The following is a 17,094-nucleotide window of genomic DNA, read 5'->3' as shown; positions in this document are numbered from 1 at the left end:
TGCAGACCGGGCGGGACTTACGTCGTGCAAGTCACATCGAACGGCGGGTTTCGCGGTGTGGAATGGCGGGAAACAAGCGTGGTTCGCGTACGCGTCGCCCAGGTTGCGGCCCCTTGGCTCGCACCCCTGACGGAACCCGTGCACGTGTGGCCGAGATCCCTGCTTCCTGACTCGAACCCTACGTCAACCTGCTGGTTTACGGACTCCCGGAAGAGTGACCTGGATCCGGCAGCCCCGCGAGGATTCGGCCACGCCGATGTCCCCGCCGTGCAGACCCACCGCCCAGCGGGCGATCGCCAGCCCCAGTCCGGTGCCGCCGTCACCGGAGGCGCTGCCCCGGTTGAAGCGTTCGAAGACCCGGTGCCGCTCGGCCTCCGGGATGCCCGGACCCTCGTCCACGACCTCCAGGACCAGCGACTCGGGCGTCTGGCCGCGCCGGGCCCGTACGGTCACCCGGCCGTGCTGCGGGCTGTGCCGTACGGCGTTGTCGACGAGGTTGGCCACCACCTGGTGCAGCCGCTCCGCGTCCGCGTGCGCGGTCAGGTCCGGCGGGAACACGTCCAGGTGCAGGTGTACGTCCTTGCGGGTGTGGCTGCCCGACCCCGAGGCCAGCCCCGGCCGCCCGGCGGCCGCCAGCCCCGCCTCCTTCAGCACGCCCGACAGGTACGGCCACACCTCGAAGCGGCGCGCCTTGAGCGGGACCACCCCGTTGTCCACCCGGGACAGGTCCAGCAGGGTCGCCACCAGCCCGCCGAGCCGCTCGGTCTGCTTGAGCATGGTCCGCATGGTCTCGCCGTCGGGCTCGGAGACCCCGTCCACGACGTTCTCCAGCACCGCCCGCAGCGCCGCGATGGGCGTGCGCAACTCGTGCGAGACGTTCGCGACCAGTTCCTTGCGGTGCCGGTCCACCGCTTCCAGGTCGTCGGCCATCAGGTTGATCGTGACGGCGAGATCGCCCAGCTCGTCCCGGCGGTCCGCGCCCACCACCCGCCGGGTGTAGTCACCGTGCGAGATCGAGCGGGCCACGATGGTCATCTCGTCCAGCGGCGCGGTCATGCTGTGCGCCACGAACTGGGTGATCAGCATCGATGCGATCACCGAGAAGACGGTGATGAAGCGCAGCTCGGTGTCGGTGCGCAGGGCCACCATCAGCAGGCCGGTGGTGATGAAGACCGAGACGACCACGAGGGTGCCGAGCTTGGTCTTGATGGAGAACGGGCGCAGCCCGGAGCGCATCGCCGGCCGCGCGCCGGGCCGCATGCCCTGGCGGTACGCCGGCCCTTGGCCGTGACCCGGTCCCCGGCCGTACCCGGGTTCCCGGTCGTACCCCGGCCTCTGGTCGTACCCCGGACCCCGTCGGTGCCCCCGACCCGGTCGCGGACCGGGCCCGGGTCGCGGATCCGGACCCGACCGCGGTCCCGGTCCCGCTCCGGCGGTCATGACGCCGGGGTCTCCAGCGCGTACCCGACCCCGTGCACGGTCCGGATCCGCTCGGCCCCGATCTTGCGGCGCAGCGCCTTGATGTGGCTGTCGACGGTTCTGGTGCCGGACGCGTCCGCCCAGTCCCAGACCTCGGCGAGCAGCTGTTCCCGGGAGAGCACCGCCCGCGGGGTGCCGGCGAGGCAGACCAGCAGGTCGAACTCGGTCGGGGTGAGGTGCACGTCCGCGGTCTGCACCCGGACCCGGCGCTGCGCGTGGTCGATCTCCAGGTCGCCCAGCCGCAGGGTGCCGGCCCGGGGGGCGGTCGCGGCCTGCGCGGCCCGCTCGACCCGGCGCAGCAGGACGTGCACCCGGGCGGCCAGCTCCCGCATGGAGAACGGCTTGGTCATGTAGTCGTCGGCGCCCACCCCGAGGCCGACCAGCAGGTCCGTCTCGTCGTCGCGGGCCGTGAGCATCAGCACCGGCACCGGGCGCTGGGCCTGGACCCGCCGGCACACCTCCAGGCCGTCGAAGCCGGGCAGCATGATGTCGAGGACCAGCAGGTCGGGCTGCCAGCCCTCGGCCGCCGCCACGGCGGCCGGGCCGTCGGCGGCCGTCTGCACCTGGAAGCCCTCGGCCCGCAGCCGGGCCGCGATGGCCTCGGAGATGGTCGGGTCGTCCTCCACCACCAGCACCCGGCGCTGGGCGCCGGGGGTCGCCGGTGCCGCGTTGTGTGGGTGTGTCTGATCCATCGCCCCGCCCCTGTTCCGCCGTACCCGCGCTGCACTTCGCCGTGCCACGCCGCGCAAAGATCCTGCGTGCTGGGGAGCAGCGTAGAGGAGTCGCAGATGTGCGGCCATGTGGGTGGCACCAGGTCAGGACGGCCCGGGCAAGGGGCACCTCTTGGGGCGGTATGCAGGTGAATCCGGCATTCCGCATCGGCCGGCGGCGGGAGCCGGACCGGTACGGAGGGGCCAGCGGAGGGGTCCGCCGCGGGGTCTGCGTACGGAAGGGCGGCGGGCCTCGGGAGGGCCGGCCACAGCACTAGAAATCGGGGAGCGCCGCCAGGACGCGTGCGAGGCCGGGCGGCAGCACCGTCTCCTGGACGGCGATCTCCCGGCCGTCGTGGACGAAGGCGAACACGAACGCGTCGAACACGTCGGGGTCCACGCTGACCCGGGGCAGGTGGGGGAAGTCGGCGGCGGTCAGCGCCGCCCGCAGCCGGGCCAGTTGAGCGGCCGTCAGCCGGCCCGCGCCGGTCTGCCGCCCGTGGTCGAGGCGGCGGTACGATCCGTCGCCGGCCACCAGCACGCTCTTGTGCTCCGCGCCGCTGAAACCGCCGCTGCGGGTCACCGTCACCAGCCGCTGATCGGCCGTGGTGGCCTGCGGGGCGGCGGTGGCGGGCGCGGAGGCGGCCGGCGACGGCGGCAGCGGCGCGGACGAAGGCGAACGGCCCGGGCCGGCCGTCGGGGCCGTCGGGGTCCGGGAGGCGGCCGGCGGGTCCGCCGCCCGTGTCCCCGGGGTGCACGCCGTCAGGACCAGCACCGCCGCCGCGGCGCCCGTCGCCCACCGGACCGCTCCCACGCCCCCACCTCCACGCCGAGACCTGCCGAGAACCGCCGAGACCTGCCGGGCTCCGAGTATGGAGCGCGCCGCCCCGATCCGTCAGCCGTACCGACCGGAGGCCGTCATCAGCCGCACCACCCCGGAACCCGTGTCCGGCCGCCCCCGGCGCGCCCCGGCCGCCGCGCCGGCCGGGGAGGCCGCCGCCGAGCCCGTGGCCGCCCCCGGACCCGCGTCGGCGACCCGTACGGGGGTCGCCGCGCCCCCCGCCGTTGCCGGGGCCGGGTCCGCCGCCCGGGACCGGGCCGTGTGGGCGCCGCCCGTCTTCGCCGCGTGCGCGGTCGGACTGTGGGGGATCGGGCGCGGCGGGAGCCTGTGGCGCGACGAGTCCGTCACCGTCCAGGTCGCGCACCGCCCGCTCGGCGACCTCCTCGGCCTGCTCGGCGAGGTGGACGCCGTGCACGGCCTGTACTACCTGCTGATGCACGGGGTGTTCGCCCTGTGGGACGGCGGCCCCACCGCGCTGCGGCTGCCGTCCGTGCTCGGCTCCGCGCTGGCGGCCGCCGGGGTGGCCGCGACCGGACGGCTGCTGGCCGGACCGCGCGCCGGCCTGACCGCCGGGCTGCTCTACGCCGTCCTGCCGCCCCTCCAGATGTACGCGCAGGAAGGCCGCTCGTACGCGCTGGTCGCCGCGGCCGTCGTCTGGTCCGGCTACTTCCTGCTGCGCGCCCGCTGGACGGCGTACGTCCTGGTCCTCGGGCTGGGCTGCTGGCTGCACGAGTTCGCCGCCCTGGCGCTCCTCGCCCACGCCTGCGGGGCCTGGCGGATCCGGGCCTGGCGGTGGAGCGCCGCGCTGGTCCTCGCTCTGGTGGCGCCGCTCGCCGTGGTCAGCGCCCGCCAGGCGCAGGCCCAGCTGGGCTGGCTCGGGCCCCCGTCGTGGGCGGACTGGACGGCGTACGGGACGGTCGCCGGCTGCGGGCTGCTGCTCGCCCGCCGCGCCGACCGAGGGGTGGCGCGGGCCGCCCTGCCGCTGCTGCTGGTGCCGCCCGGCGTGCTGCTGGTGCTGTCGCGGGCCGTCCACCCCTGGTACGTGGACCGGTACGTGCTCTACGCGCTGGCCGGGCTGGTCCTGCTGGCCGCCGCCCGGCCCTGGCGGTGGTGGGCCGCGCTGCTGCTGGCGCTGCTCGTGCTGCCCTGGTCCTGGTGGCTGCGCACCCCCGACAGCCGCAAGGACGACGCACCGGCCGCCGCCCGGGCGGTACGGGAGCTGGCCCGGCCGGGTGACGCCGTGCTCTTCCTGCCCGCCCGTCGCCGCGAGTGGCTCCTGTCCTCGCCCGCCGTCCACGCCTCGCTCGACGACGTGGCGCTCGACCGCACCCCGGCCGCCTCCCGCACCCTCCAGGGCACCGAGCGGCCCGCCGCGGACGTGCGCGCGGCGATGCTGGCCGCGCCCCGCATCGTCGCCCTGTCCGACCCGCCGGACCAGCCGCTCGACGCCGTCCCGGCCGAGGCCGTCAAGCGCCGCACCCTCGCCGCGGACTTCGAGCTGTGCGCGGTCGTCGAGGTCCGGGGGGCCCGCGTCTCCCTGTACGCCCGCCCCGGCACCTGCCCCTGACCCCGGCTGCCGACCTGCCCCGACGCCCACCCGCGCCGGCTCCCGACCCCGCTCGCGACCGGGGCTGCGAGCAGCCCGGACGCGGTGTTCGCCGACGGCGAACGGGAGTTGGGGAACACCGGGGCGCGCAGATGCATTGAGTCGGCATAGCTCAACTTCACTGCCGGAGGGAAGATCATGGCTTCGACGTCCGTACCGCTCACTCTGCCCGTGCTGCCGCTTGACGACGAGGTTGTGCTGCCCGGCATGGTCGTGCCGCTCGACCTGTCCGACGCGGACGTACGCGCGGCCGTCGAAGCAGCACAGGCCGCGGCCGGCACCGGGAAGCCCCGTGTGCTGCTGGTGCCGCGCATCGACGGGAAGTACGCCGCGACCGGCGTGCTCGGGACCGTGGAACAGGTCGGGCGGCTGTCCGACGGGGACCCCGGCGCGCTGATCCGCGGCCGCGGCCGGGTGCGGATCGGGGCCGGCACCACCGGGCCCGGGGCCGCCCTGTGGGTCGAGGGCGACACCGTCGCCGAGCACGTGCCCGATCCGCTCCCCGGCTCGGTCGCCGAACTGGTCAAGGAGTACAAGGCGCTCGCCACCAGCTGGCTCAAGAAGCGCGGCGCCTGGCAGGTCGTCGACCGGGTGCAGCAGATCGAGGGCGTCTCCGCCCTCGCCGACAACTCCGGCTACTCGCCGTTCCTGACGACCGCTCAGAAGATCGAGCTGCTGGAGACCGCCGACCCGGTGGCCCGCCTGAAGCTCGCCGTCAAGCAGCTCGGCGACCACCTCGCCGAGCAGGACGTCGCCGAGTCCATCGCCAAGGACGTCCAGGACGGCGTCGACAAGCAGCAGCGCGAGTTCCTGCTGCGCCGTCAGCTGGACGCCGTGCGCAAGGAGCTGCGCGACCTCAACGGCGACCCCGAGGGCGAGGAGTCCGACGACTACCGGGCCCGGGTGGAGGCCGCCGACCTGCCCGAGAAGGTCCGCGAGGCCGCCCTCAAGGAAGTCGACAAGCTGGAGCGCTCCAGCGACCAGAGCCCCGAGGGCTCCTGGATCCGCACCTGGCTCGACACCGTCCTCGAACTCCCGTGGAACGAGCGCACCGACGACGCCGCCGCCTACGACATCCGGGGCGCCCGGGCCGTGCTCGACGCCGAGCACGCCGGCCTGGACGACGTGAAGGAACGCATCACCGAGTACCTGGCGGTCCGCAAGCGCCGTGCCGACCGGGGGATGGGCCTGGTCGGCGGCCGCCGCGGCGGCGCCGTGCTGGCCCTGGTCGGGCCGCCGGGGGTCGGAAAGACCTCGTTGGGAGAGTCGGTCGCGCACGCCATGGGCCGCAAGTTCGTCCGCGTCGCCCTCGGCGGCGTCCGCGACGAGGCCGAGATCCGCGGCCACCGGCGCACCTACGTCGGCGCGCTGCCCGGCCGCATCGTGCGCGCCGTCAAGGAGGCCGGGTCCATGAACCCGGTCGTGCTCCTCGACGAGATCGACAAGGTGGGCTCCGACTTCCGCGGCGACCCGGCCGCAGCCCTCCTCGAAGTGCTCGACCCGGCGCAGAACCACACCTTCCGCGACCACTACCTGGAGGTCGAGCTCGACCTCAGCGACGTGGTGTTCCTGGCCACCGCCAACGCCCTGGAGGCCATCCCCGAGGCCCTGCTCGACCGCATGGAACTGGTCCGCCTCGACGGGTACACCGAGGACGAGAAGGTCGTCATCGCCCGCGACCACCTGCTCCCGCGCCAGCTGGAGCGGACCGGACTGGCCGCCGACGAGGTGTCCCTGACCGAGGAGGCACTGCGCAGCCTCGCCGGGGAGTACACCCGGGAGGCCGGCGTGCGGACCCTGGAGCGGTCCCTGGCCCGGCTGCTGCGCAAGGCCGCCGCCCAGCACGAACTGGGCGAGCGGGAGCTTCCGTTCGCGATCGGCCGGGACGACCTGCGCGGCCTCATCGGCCGCCCGCACCACGTGCCCGAGTCGGCGCAGGACCCGGCCGAGCGGCGCACCGCGGTGCCGGGCGTGGCCACCGGCCTCGCCGTGACCGGCGCCGGCGGCGACGTGCTCTACGTGGAGGCCTCGCTCGCCGACCCCGAGACGGGCGCGGCCGGGCTGACCCTCACCGGCCAGCTGGGCGACGTGATGAAGGAGTCCGCGCAGATCGCCCTGAGCTTCCTGCGCTCGCACGGCGCCGAGCTGGAGCTGCCCGTCGCCGACCTCAAGGACCGCGGCGTGCACATCCACTTCCCGGCCGGCGCCGTCCCCAAGGACGGCCCGAGCGCCGGCATCACCATGACGACCGCGCTCGCCTCGCTGCTCTCCGGCCGCCAGGTGCGCACCGACGTGGCGATGACCGGCGAGGTCTCGCTGACCGGGCGGGTGCTGCCGATCGGCGGGGTCAAGCAGAAGCTGCTGGCCGCGCACCGGGCCGGGATGACCACCGTGATCATCCCGAAGCGGAACGAGGCGGACCTCGACGACGTGCCCGCCGAGGTGCTCGACACGCTTGAGGTCCACCCGGTGACCGACGTCCGCCAGGTGCTGGAGCTGGCCCTGACGCAGGCCGCCGTACCGGTCGCCGCCGCGGCCTGAGCGGACGCGCCGCCCGGGTCCGCGCAGCCTGAGCGGACCCGGGCGGCGCGCTGCGAAATACTGGTGCCCCGACCGGCCGCGGGACGGCCGGGGACACCATCGATGGGAGCGGACGTGCAGGGCAGTGGAGAGCAGGAGTTCCTCGCGCTGGAGCGGGAGCTTTCCGTCTTCCTCCGGCGCGCCAGGGCGTCGTCCGGGGAGATGGCGCGGGAGCTCCACCCGGAACTGGAACCGGCCGCGTACGGGCTGCTCGTACGCCTCGCGGACGCGGGACGCCAGCGGGCCACCGACCTCGCCGGCTACTTCGGCGTCGGGAAGGCGACCATGAGCCGCCAGCTGCGGGCCCTGGAGGTGCTGGGGCTGGTGGCGCGCGAGCCGGACCCGGCGGACGGCCGCGCCTTCCTGGTCGGGCTCACCCCCGAGGGCCGGGAGCGTTTCCTGAAGGTGCGCGACGCCCGCCGGGTGCAGTACATGCGCAAGCTGGCCGACTGGGACCGCGGCGAGGTCGCGGAACTCGCCCGGCTGCTGCGCCAGCTCAACGCGGGCACCGACGCCTGAAGGCGGGGGTTCGCGCGGGCCTGCGGGTCAGGGCGTGGGCGGAGACCCGCCGGTCACGGCACGGCCGGAGGGCCCGCGGGTCCCGCTCAGTCCAGTTCCGCGTAGACCACCGAGGCGTCGTCGTGCCGCTTGCCGCGCGGCACCGGGCCGGGGCCGGACTCCAGGGCGCGCACCCGGTCGAGCAGGGCCCGGGCGCCCTCCTTGCGCAGGACGGCCGCGCAGTCCGTCCAGTCGCCCTCCCGGAACGTGTCCGTCCAGCGGGTGGCGCCGTCGGTGAGCGCGGCCGCGGCGGCCACCTCGGCGCGCGGCAGCGAACCGGTCACCGCCCGCCCGGCCACCGCGGGGTCCGCGGCCGCGGTGAAGAAGGCGTGCGCGGCGCCGGCCGCGTTGCGCAGCGCGTCGGTGGCGGCCGTCGAGCGCAGCACCTCGCGCGGCACCCGGTCCAGCCGGTCGTCCCGCACCGCGGTCACCGCGCCCGCCGGGTCCCGCAGCAGCAGCACCGAGTCGGACAGCACGAGGTACTCGAAGCGCGCGTCGTCCCAGCGGGCCAGCACGACCGTCGCCTGCGGAGTGCGCACGTGAGAAAGGTCACAGGAGTCGCGGTGGGCGTCCGCGGTGCGTCGGATTGCCTCAGCGAGGATCTGCGAAAGCGTCATGTTCCGCTCCGATCCGGACAGTTCGGTCAGTCGGCCCCCGAGTCGGGCGGTGAACCAGGGCACCCCGTGCCGACAGCCGTCGTCGCCCGCCGGCGGAGTGACTCCGTCCAGCGCGACCAGCACTCCACCCCGGCCCGAGGCCGGTATCGCGGCGGCCGCCCAGTCCTCGTTGGGGCGTTCCGGGGCTCCCGGCAGGGAGGCGATCTCGATGCGCATGGGGACAGTCTGCCCGGGTTGCCCCGGTCTGGCCCGGGAATTCGTCCGAGAATCGACCTCAGGTCCAGACCTGCAGCTCAGCGGGGTGCGGGGCGGGCGGAGACGGGTCGAAGGCGGCGGCCGGGAAGGGAATCCGGCCCTCCGCGTCGCTGTGGGCGGGCATCCTGTCAAAGGCCCCATCGATGTTTCAACCACCGGCCCCTCGCGGAGCCCTGACGGCACCCGGCCCGAGTTGATCGCCAACTCGCACCTGATGTTCACTCGTTCGAGTGGCCGGGCCGGCGATGCACGCCTGTCTCCCAAACACACTTGGAATGGTCTGAAGCGGTACGAGGGGGCAGGGGCGTTTACTTGTTGACCGGCCGTCACCTCGGCCAGGGAGTCCCCCGGGCGCAGCCCGCGGCGGAGCAGACGAGTACACGTACAGGATTGCGAGCACCGGTGCAGAACAAGCGGTCTCGGACGGCCGGAAGCGCGGCGAGGACCGAGCGCTCCGGAGGTACCGCGGGCAACGGGACCGACAGCCGGGCGGACGGCCGCTCCGTGCGGGTGCGGACCCGGCTCGTCCTCGGCGTCGCCGTCGTCGGACTCACGGTCCTCGGAGCGGGCGCACCCGCCGCCGTCTCCGCCTCCGCCGAGCTGAACGAATCCCAGCGGCTGGTCACCCTCGCCGAGCACACCCGACAGACCCTCGCCCTGGCCCACGCCCTCTCCGACGAACGCGACGCGGCCGTCGTCTTCGTCGCCGACGGCCGCGAGGCCGCGGGCAAGGACGCCGTGCAGGACCGGGCCGTCCGTGTGGACCAGCAGATCGCCGAGGCCCGCCCCGGCGCGGACCCCGACCTCCAGCGCGCCCTCGGCCGGGTCCCGGCCGTCCGCGCCGCCGCCCTCACCGGCAAGAGCACCGCCCTCGCCGCCCACCTCGCCTACTCCGAGGTCATCGGCGACCTGCTGGCCCCCGCCGGGGAACTCGCCGAGAGCACCCCGCCGCGCGCCGACGCCGCACTGGCCACCGCCCGCGCGCTCGACCCGCTGGGCCGAGCCGTGGAGCAGGCCTCCGCCACCCGCGGACTGCTGCTCGCCGCGCTGTCCGTACCGGAGGGCGAGGAGCAGGAGGCCGTCTACAACCCGGTCACCGGACGGTACGACGAGCCCGGCCCGAGCCCCGAGGACAAGGCGCGCGACGAACTCACCGCCGCCGCCCAGCGCGCCCGGGTCCGCGAGCAGGCCGCCCTCGACGACTTCACCCGCGCCGCCCGGCCCGACGTACGGGAGACCCTGACCGCCACGGTCACCGGTCCCGAGGTCAAGACCGCCGACGGCTACCTCGACCGGCTGACCGACCGCCCCACCCTCACCGGCGCCGACCTCAAGCTCGACGGGGAGGCCGTCGGGGCCGCGCTCACCGCGCGCATCGACCGGATGCGCTCGGTCGAGGCCACGCTCGCCGGGGAGCGCGCCACCGCGCTCGCCGCACTGCGCGACGACGACGTCACCGAGATCGAAGTGCTGCTCGGCCTCGTCGGCCTGCTGTTCCTGATCGCCGTGGGCGTCTCCACCGGCATCGCGCGCACGCTCACCCGGCCGCTGTCGGTCCTCAAGCGCGGCGCCGAGCGGCTGGCCGACCCGGAGGGCTCCGCCGACCCGGTCCGCTTCATCGGCCGCAACGACGAGTTCGCCGCGGTCGTCCGCTCCCTCAACGCGATGCAGGCCCGCAACGAGGCCCAGTCCACCGCCCTGCACACCCGGATCGCCGGGCTCGACGCCGACCGGCGCCGCCTGATCGACCGCAACGACACCCTCAGCGCCGCGAAGACCGCCCTCGACAAGGAACTGGCCGAACTCCGCGCCAACCTGCAGGAGTACCGCCGGGTCCTGTCGACGACGTCGGTCTCCCTGTCGCTGCGCACGCTCGGCCTGGTCGAGCGGCAGCTCGCCGTCATCGAACAGATGGAGGCGAAGGAGCAGGACCCGGACCGCCTCGCCACCCTCTTCAAGGTCGACCACCTGGCGACCGTCATGCGCCGCCACAACGAGAACCTGCTCGTCCTCGCCGGCCAGGAAAACGGCCACGGCCACGCCGGACCGGTCCCGCTCGTCGACGTCATGCGCGCCGCGGTCAGCGAGATCGAGCGCTACGAACGGGTCGACCTCCAGGCCCTGCCCGCCGCCGTGCAGGTCGTCGGGCACGCCGCCGACGACATCTCGCACGTCGTGGCGGAGCTGCTGGAGAACGCGACCACGTTCTCGCCGCCCGAGGCCAAGGTGAAGCTCACGGCCCGGCTGCTGGACGGCGGCGACGTGCTGGTGTCCGTGCAGGACGAGGGCATCGGCGTGACCGCGGACCGGCTCGCCGCGCTCAACGCGCGCCTGGCCGACCCCGACGCGTACGAGCACGAGGAGGAGTCGGAGCACGGCCTGGGCCTCGGCCTGTACGTGGCCGGCCGGCTCGCCGCGCGGCACGGCGTCAGCGCCGAGCTCCGCGCCCGGCAGGGCGGCGGCACCGAAGCGCTCGTCGTCGTCCCGGCCGCGCTGCTGCCGGACGCCCCCGCGACCCCCGGCCACCTCCCGCACGTCCAGGGCGCCCCCGCGCTGCACCTGCCCGGCATGGCGGCCGAGGCCAACTCCAACGCCCTGCCGCCCCGGCACCGCCGCGACCCCCTGATCGCCCTCGCCGAAGCAGCCCTGCGCCCCGAGTCCCCCCAGCCCGCGTCCCACCCCGGCGACCTGGCCCGGGCCGAAGACGACTTGGGCCCGGCCGACCACGACCTGACCCAGGCGGCGGACCCGGCCCGGGAACCGCTCGCCGAGCCCGCCCCGGCCCCGGACTTTGCTGCCGAACAGGCCGAACAGGCCGAACAGGCCGAACAGGCCGAACAGGCCGAGCCTGCCCAGCCCCAGGCTCCCGAGCAGGCCGAACAGGCCGAGGCCCAGGCTCCCGAGCAGGCCCAGGCCCAGGCCCAGGCCCAGGCTCCCGAGCAGGCCCTGGCGCAGGACCCGGCCGTGCCCGCCGAGCACCCCGCCCCGGTCGAGCTGTCGCCCGCCGACTACCCGGCCCTGGCCGAGGGCCTGGCCCCGATGGACCTCCCGGAGGCAGCCGGGCACCCGGCCCAGGACCCCGCACCGCAGGAGCCCGCGCCCTCCGGTGACCAGGCCCCGGCCTTCGCCGAGGACCCGGCACCCGCCCACGCCTTCGCCGACCCCGAGCACCAGCCCGCGTACGAGGCCGGGCCCGTGGCCGCGTACGAGCCCGAGACCACGCACCGGACCGGGGCCGCCCACGAGGCCGAGCCCGAGTCCGACGCCGTGTACGTCGACGACGCCGTGTACGTCGACGACGCCCCGGCGGCGTCCGGGCCCGGGTACGCGTACGGCTCCGAGGCGCAGGACGGCTCCGAGGCGCACGCCGGTGCCGCACCGGCGGCCGCGCACGCCGCCGCGCCCGTGTTCACGCCCGGGCCGGGGGAGCAGCTGCCGCCGGCGGACCAGGTCTTCCGGGTGCCCGCCCCGGACGCCGGCCAGGACACCGCGCACGGCTTCGCCGGGCCGGAGCCGGAGCGCCCGCAGGCCGGGCCCCGGCAGGCCGAGGCCGTGCCCGGCCCCGCGCCCGAGGTGTCGCGCCGCCAGGTGTTCGACGTACCGTCGCCGGCCGTGCCGGAGGAGCAGATTCCGCCCGCCGCCCAGGTGTTCCGGGTGCCCGCACCCGAGACCGTTGAGCAGGCGGAGCCGCAGGTCGCGCCCGAGAGCGTGGCGCAGGCGGAGCCGGAAACTCAGGCCGCGCCGGAGGCGGACGGCTGGGTGCTCGCCGCGCCGCTGCCGCGGCAGGCCGACGGCCGGCGCGCCCACGACGAGCGCCAGGACCACCAGCAGGCCCCTGACCAGGCCTCCGGCCAGGCGGCCGGACGGGACTTCGACCAGGTCCCGGCCCAGCCGCAGACCGCGCCGGACGCGGCGGAGCCGCACCGGCTCACCGACAAGGGGCTGCCCAAGCGGACGCCGCGCGTCGTCGAGCCCGCTCCCACCGGCGAGCGAAAGACCGCTCCGAGAGTTGACGCCGAGGAACTCCGGCGCCGCCTCGGGGGGTTCTACCAGGGGGCCCGCGACGGCCGGCGGGTGGCTGACGCCGAGATCGCCGAGCGGGCGAAGGACGAGGGGGACACCGTCGAGGAGGCACGCACGTGACCGCGCCCAGTACGTACGGACTGAGCACGCAGGCCCGCAATCTTCAGTGGCTGCTGACCGACCTGGTCGAGGAGGTGCCAGGGCTGATCTCGGTCGCCGTGGTCTCCTCGGACGGGCTGCTCCTGCTGTCCTCGGATCCAGGCCACAGCGACGCTCCCAAGAAGGAGACCAAGGGCCCGCGCGGCGCCGCCGCCGACCTCGCGACCATCGTCTCCGGCCTGGGCAGCCTCACCTGCGGCGCCGCCCAGCTCATGGAGGCCGGCGGGGTCAAGCAGACCATGGTCTCGATGGAGCACGGCAGCGTGTTCGTGATGGCGATCAGCGACGGTTCGCTGCTCGGCGTGCACGCCACCCCGGACTGCGACATGAGCGTCGTCGCCTACCACATGGCCCTGTTCGTGGGCCGTGCCGGACACGTCCTGACCCCCGAAGTCCGCAGCGAGCTGCGGCAGTCCCTGGAGAGAACGCCGTGAGCGACCGGCTGCCGATACGCGGAGCCGACCGCCGCCCCGCCCGCGTCCGCCCGTACTCCCTGACGGGCGGCCGCACCCGGTTCGGGCACGTCCTGCTCGTCGAGACCTTCGTGGCCACCCTCGACGCCACGGCGGTGGACGCCCCGGTCCGGCTCCCCGAGATGCGGGCCATCGTCGAGGTCTGCCGCCGCATGCGGACGGTCGCCGAGATAGCGGCGCTCCTCAAGCTGCCCCTGGGCGTGGTCCGGGTGCTGATCAGCGACCTCGCCGACCAGGGAAGGATCCGCGTCTACGGCACCGGCCACGGCAGCGGCCGGCCCGAACGCGCACTGCTCGAAAGGGTGCTCAGTGGGCTCCGCCGTCTCTGAACCGATCCCGGACCTGGACCGCACGGACCGCCCGGACCTGCTGGACCGCCTGGCCGACGAGGACGGCGTGCAGCCCTGGCAGTACGACCGCTCCCGCGCCCCGATCGCCGTCAAGGTGCTCGTCGCGGGCGGTTTCGGGGTCGGCAAGTCCACCTTCGTCGGCTGCGTCTCCGAGATCACGCCGCTGCGCACCGAGGCCCTCATGACCGAGGCCAGCGTCCCCACCGACGACCTCACCGCGACGCCGGCGAAGAACACCACCACCGTCGCGATGGACTTCGGCCGCATCACGCTCGCCGACGACCTCGTCCTGTACGTGTACGGCACCCCCGGCCAGGAGCGCTTCTGGTTCATGTGGGACGACCTGGTGCGCGGCGCCCTCGGGGGCGTCGTCATGGCCGACACCCGGCGGCTGCCCGACTGCTTCCCCGCCCTCGACTACTTCGAGAGCTGCGGACTGCCGTACGTCGTGGCCGTGAACCACTTCGAGGGGACCCCCTCCTACGAGCCCGAGGACGTCCGCGAGGCGCTCACCGTGCCGCCGCACGTACCCGTCGTGATCATGGACGCGCGGCGCCGGAACACGGTGCTCGAATCGCTGGTCACCCTCGTCGGGCACGCCCTCGACACCACCCCCGAATAGCCGAAGCCGAATAGCCGAAGCCGAATAGCCGGAGAGCCACCACCATGCGGAAGATACTCGTCGTCGGGGCCGGTCAGTCCGGCCTTCAGCTCGCCCTCGGACTCCAGTCCAAGGGGTACGAGGTCACCCTCATGTCCAACCGGACCGCGGACGAGATCCGTACCGGCCGGGTCATGTCCACGCAGTGCATGTTCACCACCGCCCTCCAGCACGAGCGCGACCTCGGACTGGACTTCTGGGCGGACCGGGCCCCGAAGATCGAGGGCCTCGGTGTCTCCGTCACGGCCCCCGACTCCTCGCGCGCCGTCGACTGGCTCGGCCGGCTCAGGGGGTACGCGCAGTCCGTGGACCAGCGGGTCAAGATGGCCGGCTGGCTCGACACCTTCGCGGAGCGCGGCGGGCAGCTCGTCATCCACGGCGCGTCCGTCTCCGACCTCGACTTCTTCGCCCGGACCTACGACCTGGTGCTCGTCGCCGCGGGCAAGGGCGAACTGGTCGAGCTGTTCGGCCGCAATGCCGCCCGCTCCCCGTACGACACCCCGCAGCGCGCCCTCGCCGTCAGCTACGTCCACGGCCTCGGGCCGCGCCCCGAGCACCCGGACACCGAGGCGGTCCGCTGCAACCTGGTGCCCGGCGTCGGCGAACTCTTCGTGATGCCGACCCTCACCACCTCGGGGCGCGCCGACATCCTCTTCTGGGAGGGCGTGCCCGGCGGCCCCCTCGACGTCTTCCAGGGCGTCGAGGACCCCGCCGAGCACCTGGCGACCACGCTGGGCCTGATGGAGAAGTTCACGCCCTGGGAGTTCGAGCGCGCCGCCGGGGTCGAGTTGACCGACGCGGGCGCCACGCTCGCCGGCCGGTACGCGCCGATCGTCCGCAACCCGGTCGGCAGGCTGCCCGGCGGCGGCCTGGTCCTCGGCGTCGGCGACGTCGTCGTCGCGAACGACCCGATCACCGGGCAGGGCTCCAACTCGGCCGCCAAGTGCGCCGCCTCGTACCTCTCCTCGATCCTGATGCACGGCGACAAGCCGTTCGACGAGGCGTGGATGAAGGCCACCTTCGACAAGTTCTGGTTCACCACCGGCAAGCCGGTCACCCAGTGGACCAACGCGATGCTCGGTGTTCCGCCGGAGCACGTGCTGAACCTGATCGGCGCGGCCGGGCAGCTCCAGCCGGTGGCGGATCGATTCGCCAACGGCTTCGACCACCCGGCCGACTTCGACGCGTTCTTCTACGACCCCCAGGACGCGGCCGACTACCTCGCCGAGGTGTCCGCCTCCGCGTCCGCTTCCGGCTCCGAGCCGGAGCCGGAGCCCGAGCCGGAGCCCGCCTCCGCCTCCGCAGCTTCCGCGGGCGCCGACTCCGAGGCGTAACCGCTGTCGTCACCCGCCGCGGCCTCCCCGGGAAGTCGCGGCGGGGTGTACGAGGCCGCCGGCAGCGGCTGACCGAGCGGGTCCGGACGCACCGCGCCCAGCAGCGGGTTGGCGGCGATCGGCGACACCTTCACCCGGGCGCCGGGCCGCGGCGCCTGCACCACCTTGCCGTCCCCGAGGTAGATCGCCACGTGGGTGGCCTTCGGGAAGTACACGACCAGGTCGCCCGGGCGCAGCTGGTCCAGCGGCACCCTGGGCAGTTGCGCCCACTGCTCCTGGCTGGTGCGCGGGATGGGCCGCCCGGCGTGCGCCCAGGCCTGTGAGGTGAGCCCCGAGCAGTCGAACGACGCGGGGCCCTCGGCGCCCCACACGTACGGTTTGCCGAGCTGCGCGGCGGCATACGTGACGGCCGCGCCGCCCGCCGCGGTCGGCGTACGGACGGCGACCCCGGGCCGGCCCGCCGCCGGACCGGGCGAACCGGGTGCCCCCGGGCTGTCGGCGTCGCCACCGGAGCCGCCGTCCGCACGACCGGAGCCGCCGGAGCCGTCCGAGCCGTCGGGGTCGCCCCCGCTGCCGGGGCCGCCGGGGTCGCCCGGACCGCTCGTGCGGCCGGAGCCGGTGGGGCTGCCGAGGCGGCCGGAGGCTTCCAGCGCGCGCTGGGCCTCGGCGTCGTCGGCGCGTTCGCGCGCGGCCAGCCGGGACAGCTGCTCAGCGGTGAGGGTGGCGAGCAGCTTCTGCACCTCGCCGAGCTGCCGTACGACCTCGTCGCGCTGCTTCTTCTGCCGGGTGACGAGCAACTGCTGGGAGTCCAGGGCCTTGCGGGCCTCGGTGGCGAGCGCGTCCGCCTGCTTCTCGGCCCCGGCCAGTCGGGCGAGCACGGCGGCCCGGTGCCGGGCCTCCCGCCCGGCCAGCCGGCCCTGGTCGAAAGCCTGCCCGGGATCCCCGGAGAGCAGCATCCGGGCGTACGGGGAGAAGCCGCCGGCCCCCTGGTACTGCTCGCGGGCCAGCCGCCCGGCCTGCGCGCGCTCTATGCCGAGGACGTTGCGGGCCTTGCCGAGGGCCCCGCCCAGCCGGCGCTCGTCCGCCGCGCGGGCCTTCAGCGCGGCCGCGGTCCCGTTGTAGGCCTCGGCGGCCTCCTCGGCGCGCTGGTAGAGCCCCTGCAACCGGGTCAGCAGCGTCCCGATGTCCTGCTCGCCCGCGGCCCCCGCGCCCGTACTCGCATGCGTGTCATCGGGTGCCGTGTCCGTGCCCGCGGTGGTCTCCGGCGGGTCCGCCGGGTCGGCAGCGGCGGGCAGTGGGACCGCCGTGACGAGGGCGGCGGCGGTCGCGGCGGCCACACAGGCCGTACGCAGCAGTCTTCGTGACATGGGATCACCTCCGAGGGAGGGATCGTGCCACGCGAAATACTACGAATCACCCAACCGGGTCGGCCCGGCCGCCGGCCTCAC

General features: G+C 74.9%; 13 protein-coding genes. 8 read left to right on the top strand and 5 right to left on the bottom strand.

The window, feature by feature from the left end; translation table 11 throughout:
- Positions 1-183 precede the first annotated feature (183 nt).
- From OG764_RS12805 to OG764_RS12795, 3 genes are all read right to left on the bottom strand, one after another.
- The gene (locus tag OG764_RS12805) at positions 184-1,260 is read right to left on the bottom strand and encodes a HAMP domain-containing sensor histidine kinase (RefSeq protein ID WP_328968550.1); all 1,077 of its coding nucleotides are present in this window, start codon (positions 1,258-1,260) and stop codon (positions 184-186) included.
- 176 nt (positions 1,261-1,436) lie between these two features.
- Entirely contained in the window at positions 1,437-2,171 is a 735-nt protein-coding gene (locus OG764_RS12800) for a response regulator transcription factor (RefSeq protein WP_328968549.1), read from the bottom strand.
- Between the two features lie 292 nt (positions 2,172-2,463).
- Entirely contained in the window at positions 2,464-3,003 is a 540-nt protein-coding gene (locus tag OG764_RS12795) for a hypothetical protein (protein ID WP_328968548.1), read from the bottom strand.
- 58 nt (positions 3,004-3,061) lie between these two features.
- Between OG764_RS12795 and OG764_RS12790 the strand changes: the two genes are divergently transcribed.
- From OG764_RS12790 to OG764_RS12780, 3 genes are all read left to right on the top strand, one after another.
- Positions 3,062-4,597 (top strand): hypothetical protein, encoded by a 1,536-nt coding sequence (locus OG764_RS12790; RefSeq protein ID WP_328968547.1) that lies wholly within the window; start codon positions 3,062-3,064, stop codon positions 4,595-4,597.
- A 177-nt stretch (positions 4,598-4,774) separates the two neighbouring features.
- Complete coding sequence (lon, locus tag OG764_RS12785) at positions 4,775-7,177, top strand: endopeptidase La (protein ID WP_328968546.1); 2,403 nt, start codon at positions 4,775-4,777, stop codon at positions 7,175-7,177.
- A gap of 102 nt (positions 7,178-7,279) precedes the next feature.
- Positions 7,280-7,735, top strand: coding sequence for a MarR family winged helix-turn-helix transcriptional regulator (locus OG764_RS12780; RefSeq protein WP_328968545.1), 456 nt, complete (start codon positions 7,280-7,282; stop codon positions 7,733-7,735).
- Positions 7,736-7,821: 86 nt separating this feature from the next.
- On the opposite strand, the gene OG764_RS12775 is transcribed toward OG764_RS12780, so the two are convergent.
- Positions 7,822-8,607, bottom strand: coding sequence for a hypothetical protein (locus OG764_RS12775; RefSeq protein WP_328968544.1), 786 nt, complete (start codon positions 8,605-8,607; stop codon positions 7,822-7,824).
- Positions 8,608-9,048: 441 nt separating this feature from the next.
- On the opposite strand from OG764_RS12775, the gene OG764_RS12770 reads away from it, so the two are divergent.
- From OG764_RS12770 to OG764_RS12750, 5 genes are read left to right on the top strand one after another with little or no spacing between them, the layout of a single operon-like run.
- Complete coding sequence (locus OG764_RS12770; RefSeq protein WP_328968543.1) at positions 9,049-12,789, top strand: sensor histidine kinase; 3,741 nt, start codon at positions 9,049-9,051, stop codon at positions 12,787-12,789.
- A complete protein-coding gene (locus OG764_RS12765) occupies positions 12,786-13,262 on the top strand; it encodes a roadblock/LC7 domain-containing protein (RefSeq protein ID WP_328968542.1) in 477 nt (158 codons plus the stop codon). Before OG764_RS12770 ends, OG764_RS12765 begins: the two co-directional genes overlap by 4 nt.
- On the top strand, positions 13,259-13,630 hold the full coding sequence (locus OG764_RS12760; protein ID WP_328968541.1) for a DUF742 domain-containing protein: 372 nt from the start codon (positions 13,259-13,261) through the stop codon (positions 13,628-13,630). Before OG764_RS12765 ends, OG764_RS12760 begins: the two co-directional genes overlap by 4 nt.
- Entirely contained in the window at positions 13,611-14,273 is a 663-nt protein-coding gene (locus OG764_RS12755) for a GTP-binding protein (RefSeq protein ID WP_443055909.1), read from the top strand. Before OG764_RS12760 ends, OG764_RS12755 begins: the two co-directional genes overlap by 20 nt.
- Positions 14,274-14,317: 44 nt before the next feature.
- Positions 14,318-15,646, top strand: coding sequence for a styrene monooxygenase/indole monooxygenase family protein (locus OG764_RS12750; RefSeq protein WP_328968540.1), 1,329 nt, complete (start codon positions 14,318-14,320; stop codon positions 15,644-15,646).
- Here the strand turns inward: OG764_RS12750 and OG764_RS12745 are convergent.
- Positions 15,529-17,013 (bottom strand): C40 family peptidase, encoded by a 1,485-nt coding sequence (locus OG764_RS12745; protein ID WP_328968539.1) that lies wholly within the window; start codon positions 17,011-17,013, stop codon positions 15,529-15,531. The genes OG764_RS12750 and OG764_RS12745 overlap by 118 nt on opposite strands.
- Positions 17,014-17,094: the final 81 nt, after the last annotated feature.

The sequence above is a fragment of the Streptomyces sp. NBC_00239 genome (assembly GCF_036194065.1).
Taxonomy (GTDB): domain Bacteria; phylum Actinomycetota; class Actinomycetes; order Streptomycetales; family Streptomycetaceae; genus Streptomyces.
The sequence above is the reverse complement of the archived record's forward strand: the minus strand, read 5'-3'. Positions and strand labels throughout refer to the sequence as shown.

Coding starts and splice junctions, on each gene's coding strand:
- OG764_RS12775 (WP_328968544.1), bottom strand. CDS start 8,607: ATGCGCATCGAGATCGCCTCCCTGCCGGGAGCCCCGGAACGCCCCAAC.
- lon (WP_328968546.1), top strand. CDS start 4,775: ATGGCTTCGACGTCCGTACCGCTCACTCTGCCCGTGCTGCCGCTTGAC.
- OG764_RS12800 (WP_328968549.1), bottom strand. CDS start 2,171: ATGGATCAGACACACCCACACAACGCGGCACCGGCGACCCCCGGCGCC.
- OG764_RS12780 (WP_328968545.1), top strand. CDS start 7,280: ATGGGAGCGGACGTGCAGGGCAGTGGAGAGCAGGAGTTCCTCGCGCTG.
- OG764_RS12750 (WP_328968540.1), top strand. CDS start 14,318: ATGCGGAAGATACTCGTCGTCGGGGCCGGTCAGTCCGGCCTTCAGCTC.
- OG764_RS12805 (WP_328968550.1), bottom strand. CDS start 1,260: ATGCGGCCCGGCGCGCGGCCGGCGATGCGCTCCGGGCTGCGCCCGTTC.
- OG764_RS12745 (WP_328968539.1), bottom strand. CDS start 17,013: ATGTCACGAAGACTGCTGCGTACGGCCTGTGTGGCCGCCGCGACCGCC.
- OG764_RS12790 (WP_328968547.1), top strand. CDS start 3,062: ATGGAGCGCGCCGCCCCGATCCGTCAGCCGTACCGACCGGAGGCCGTC.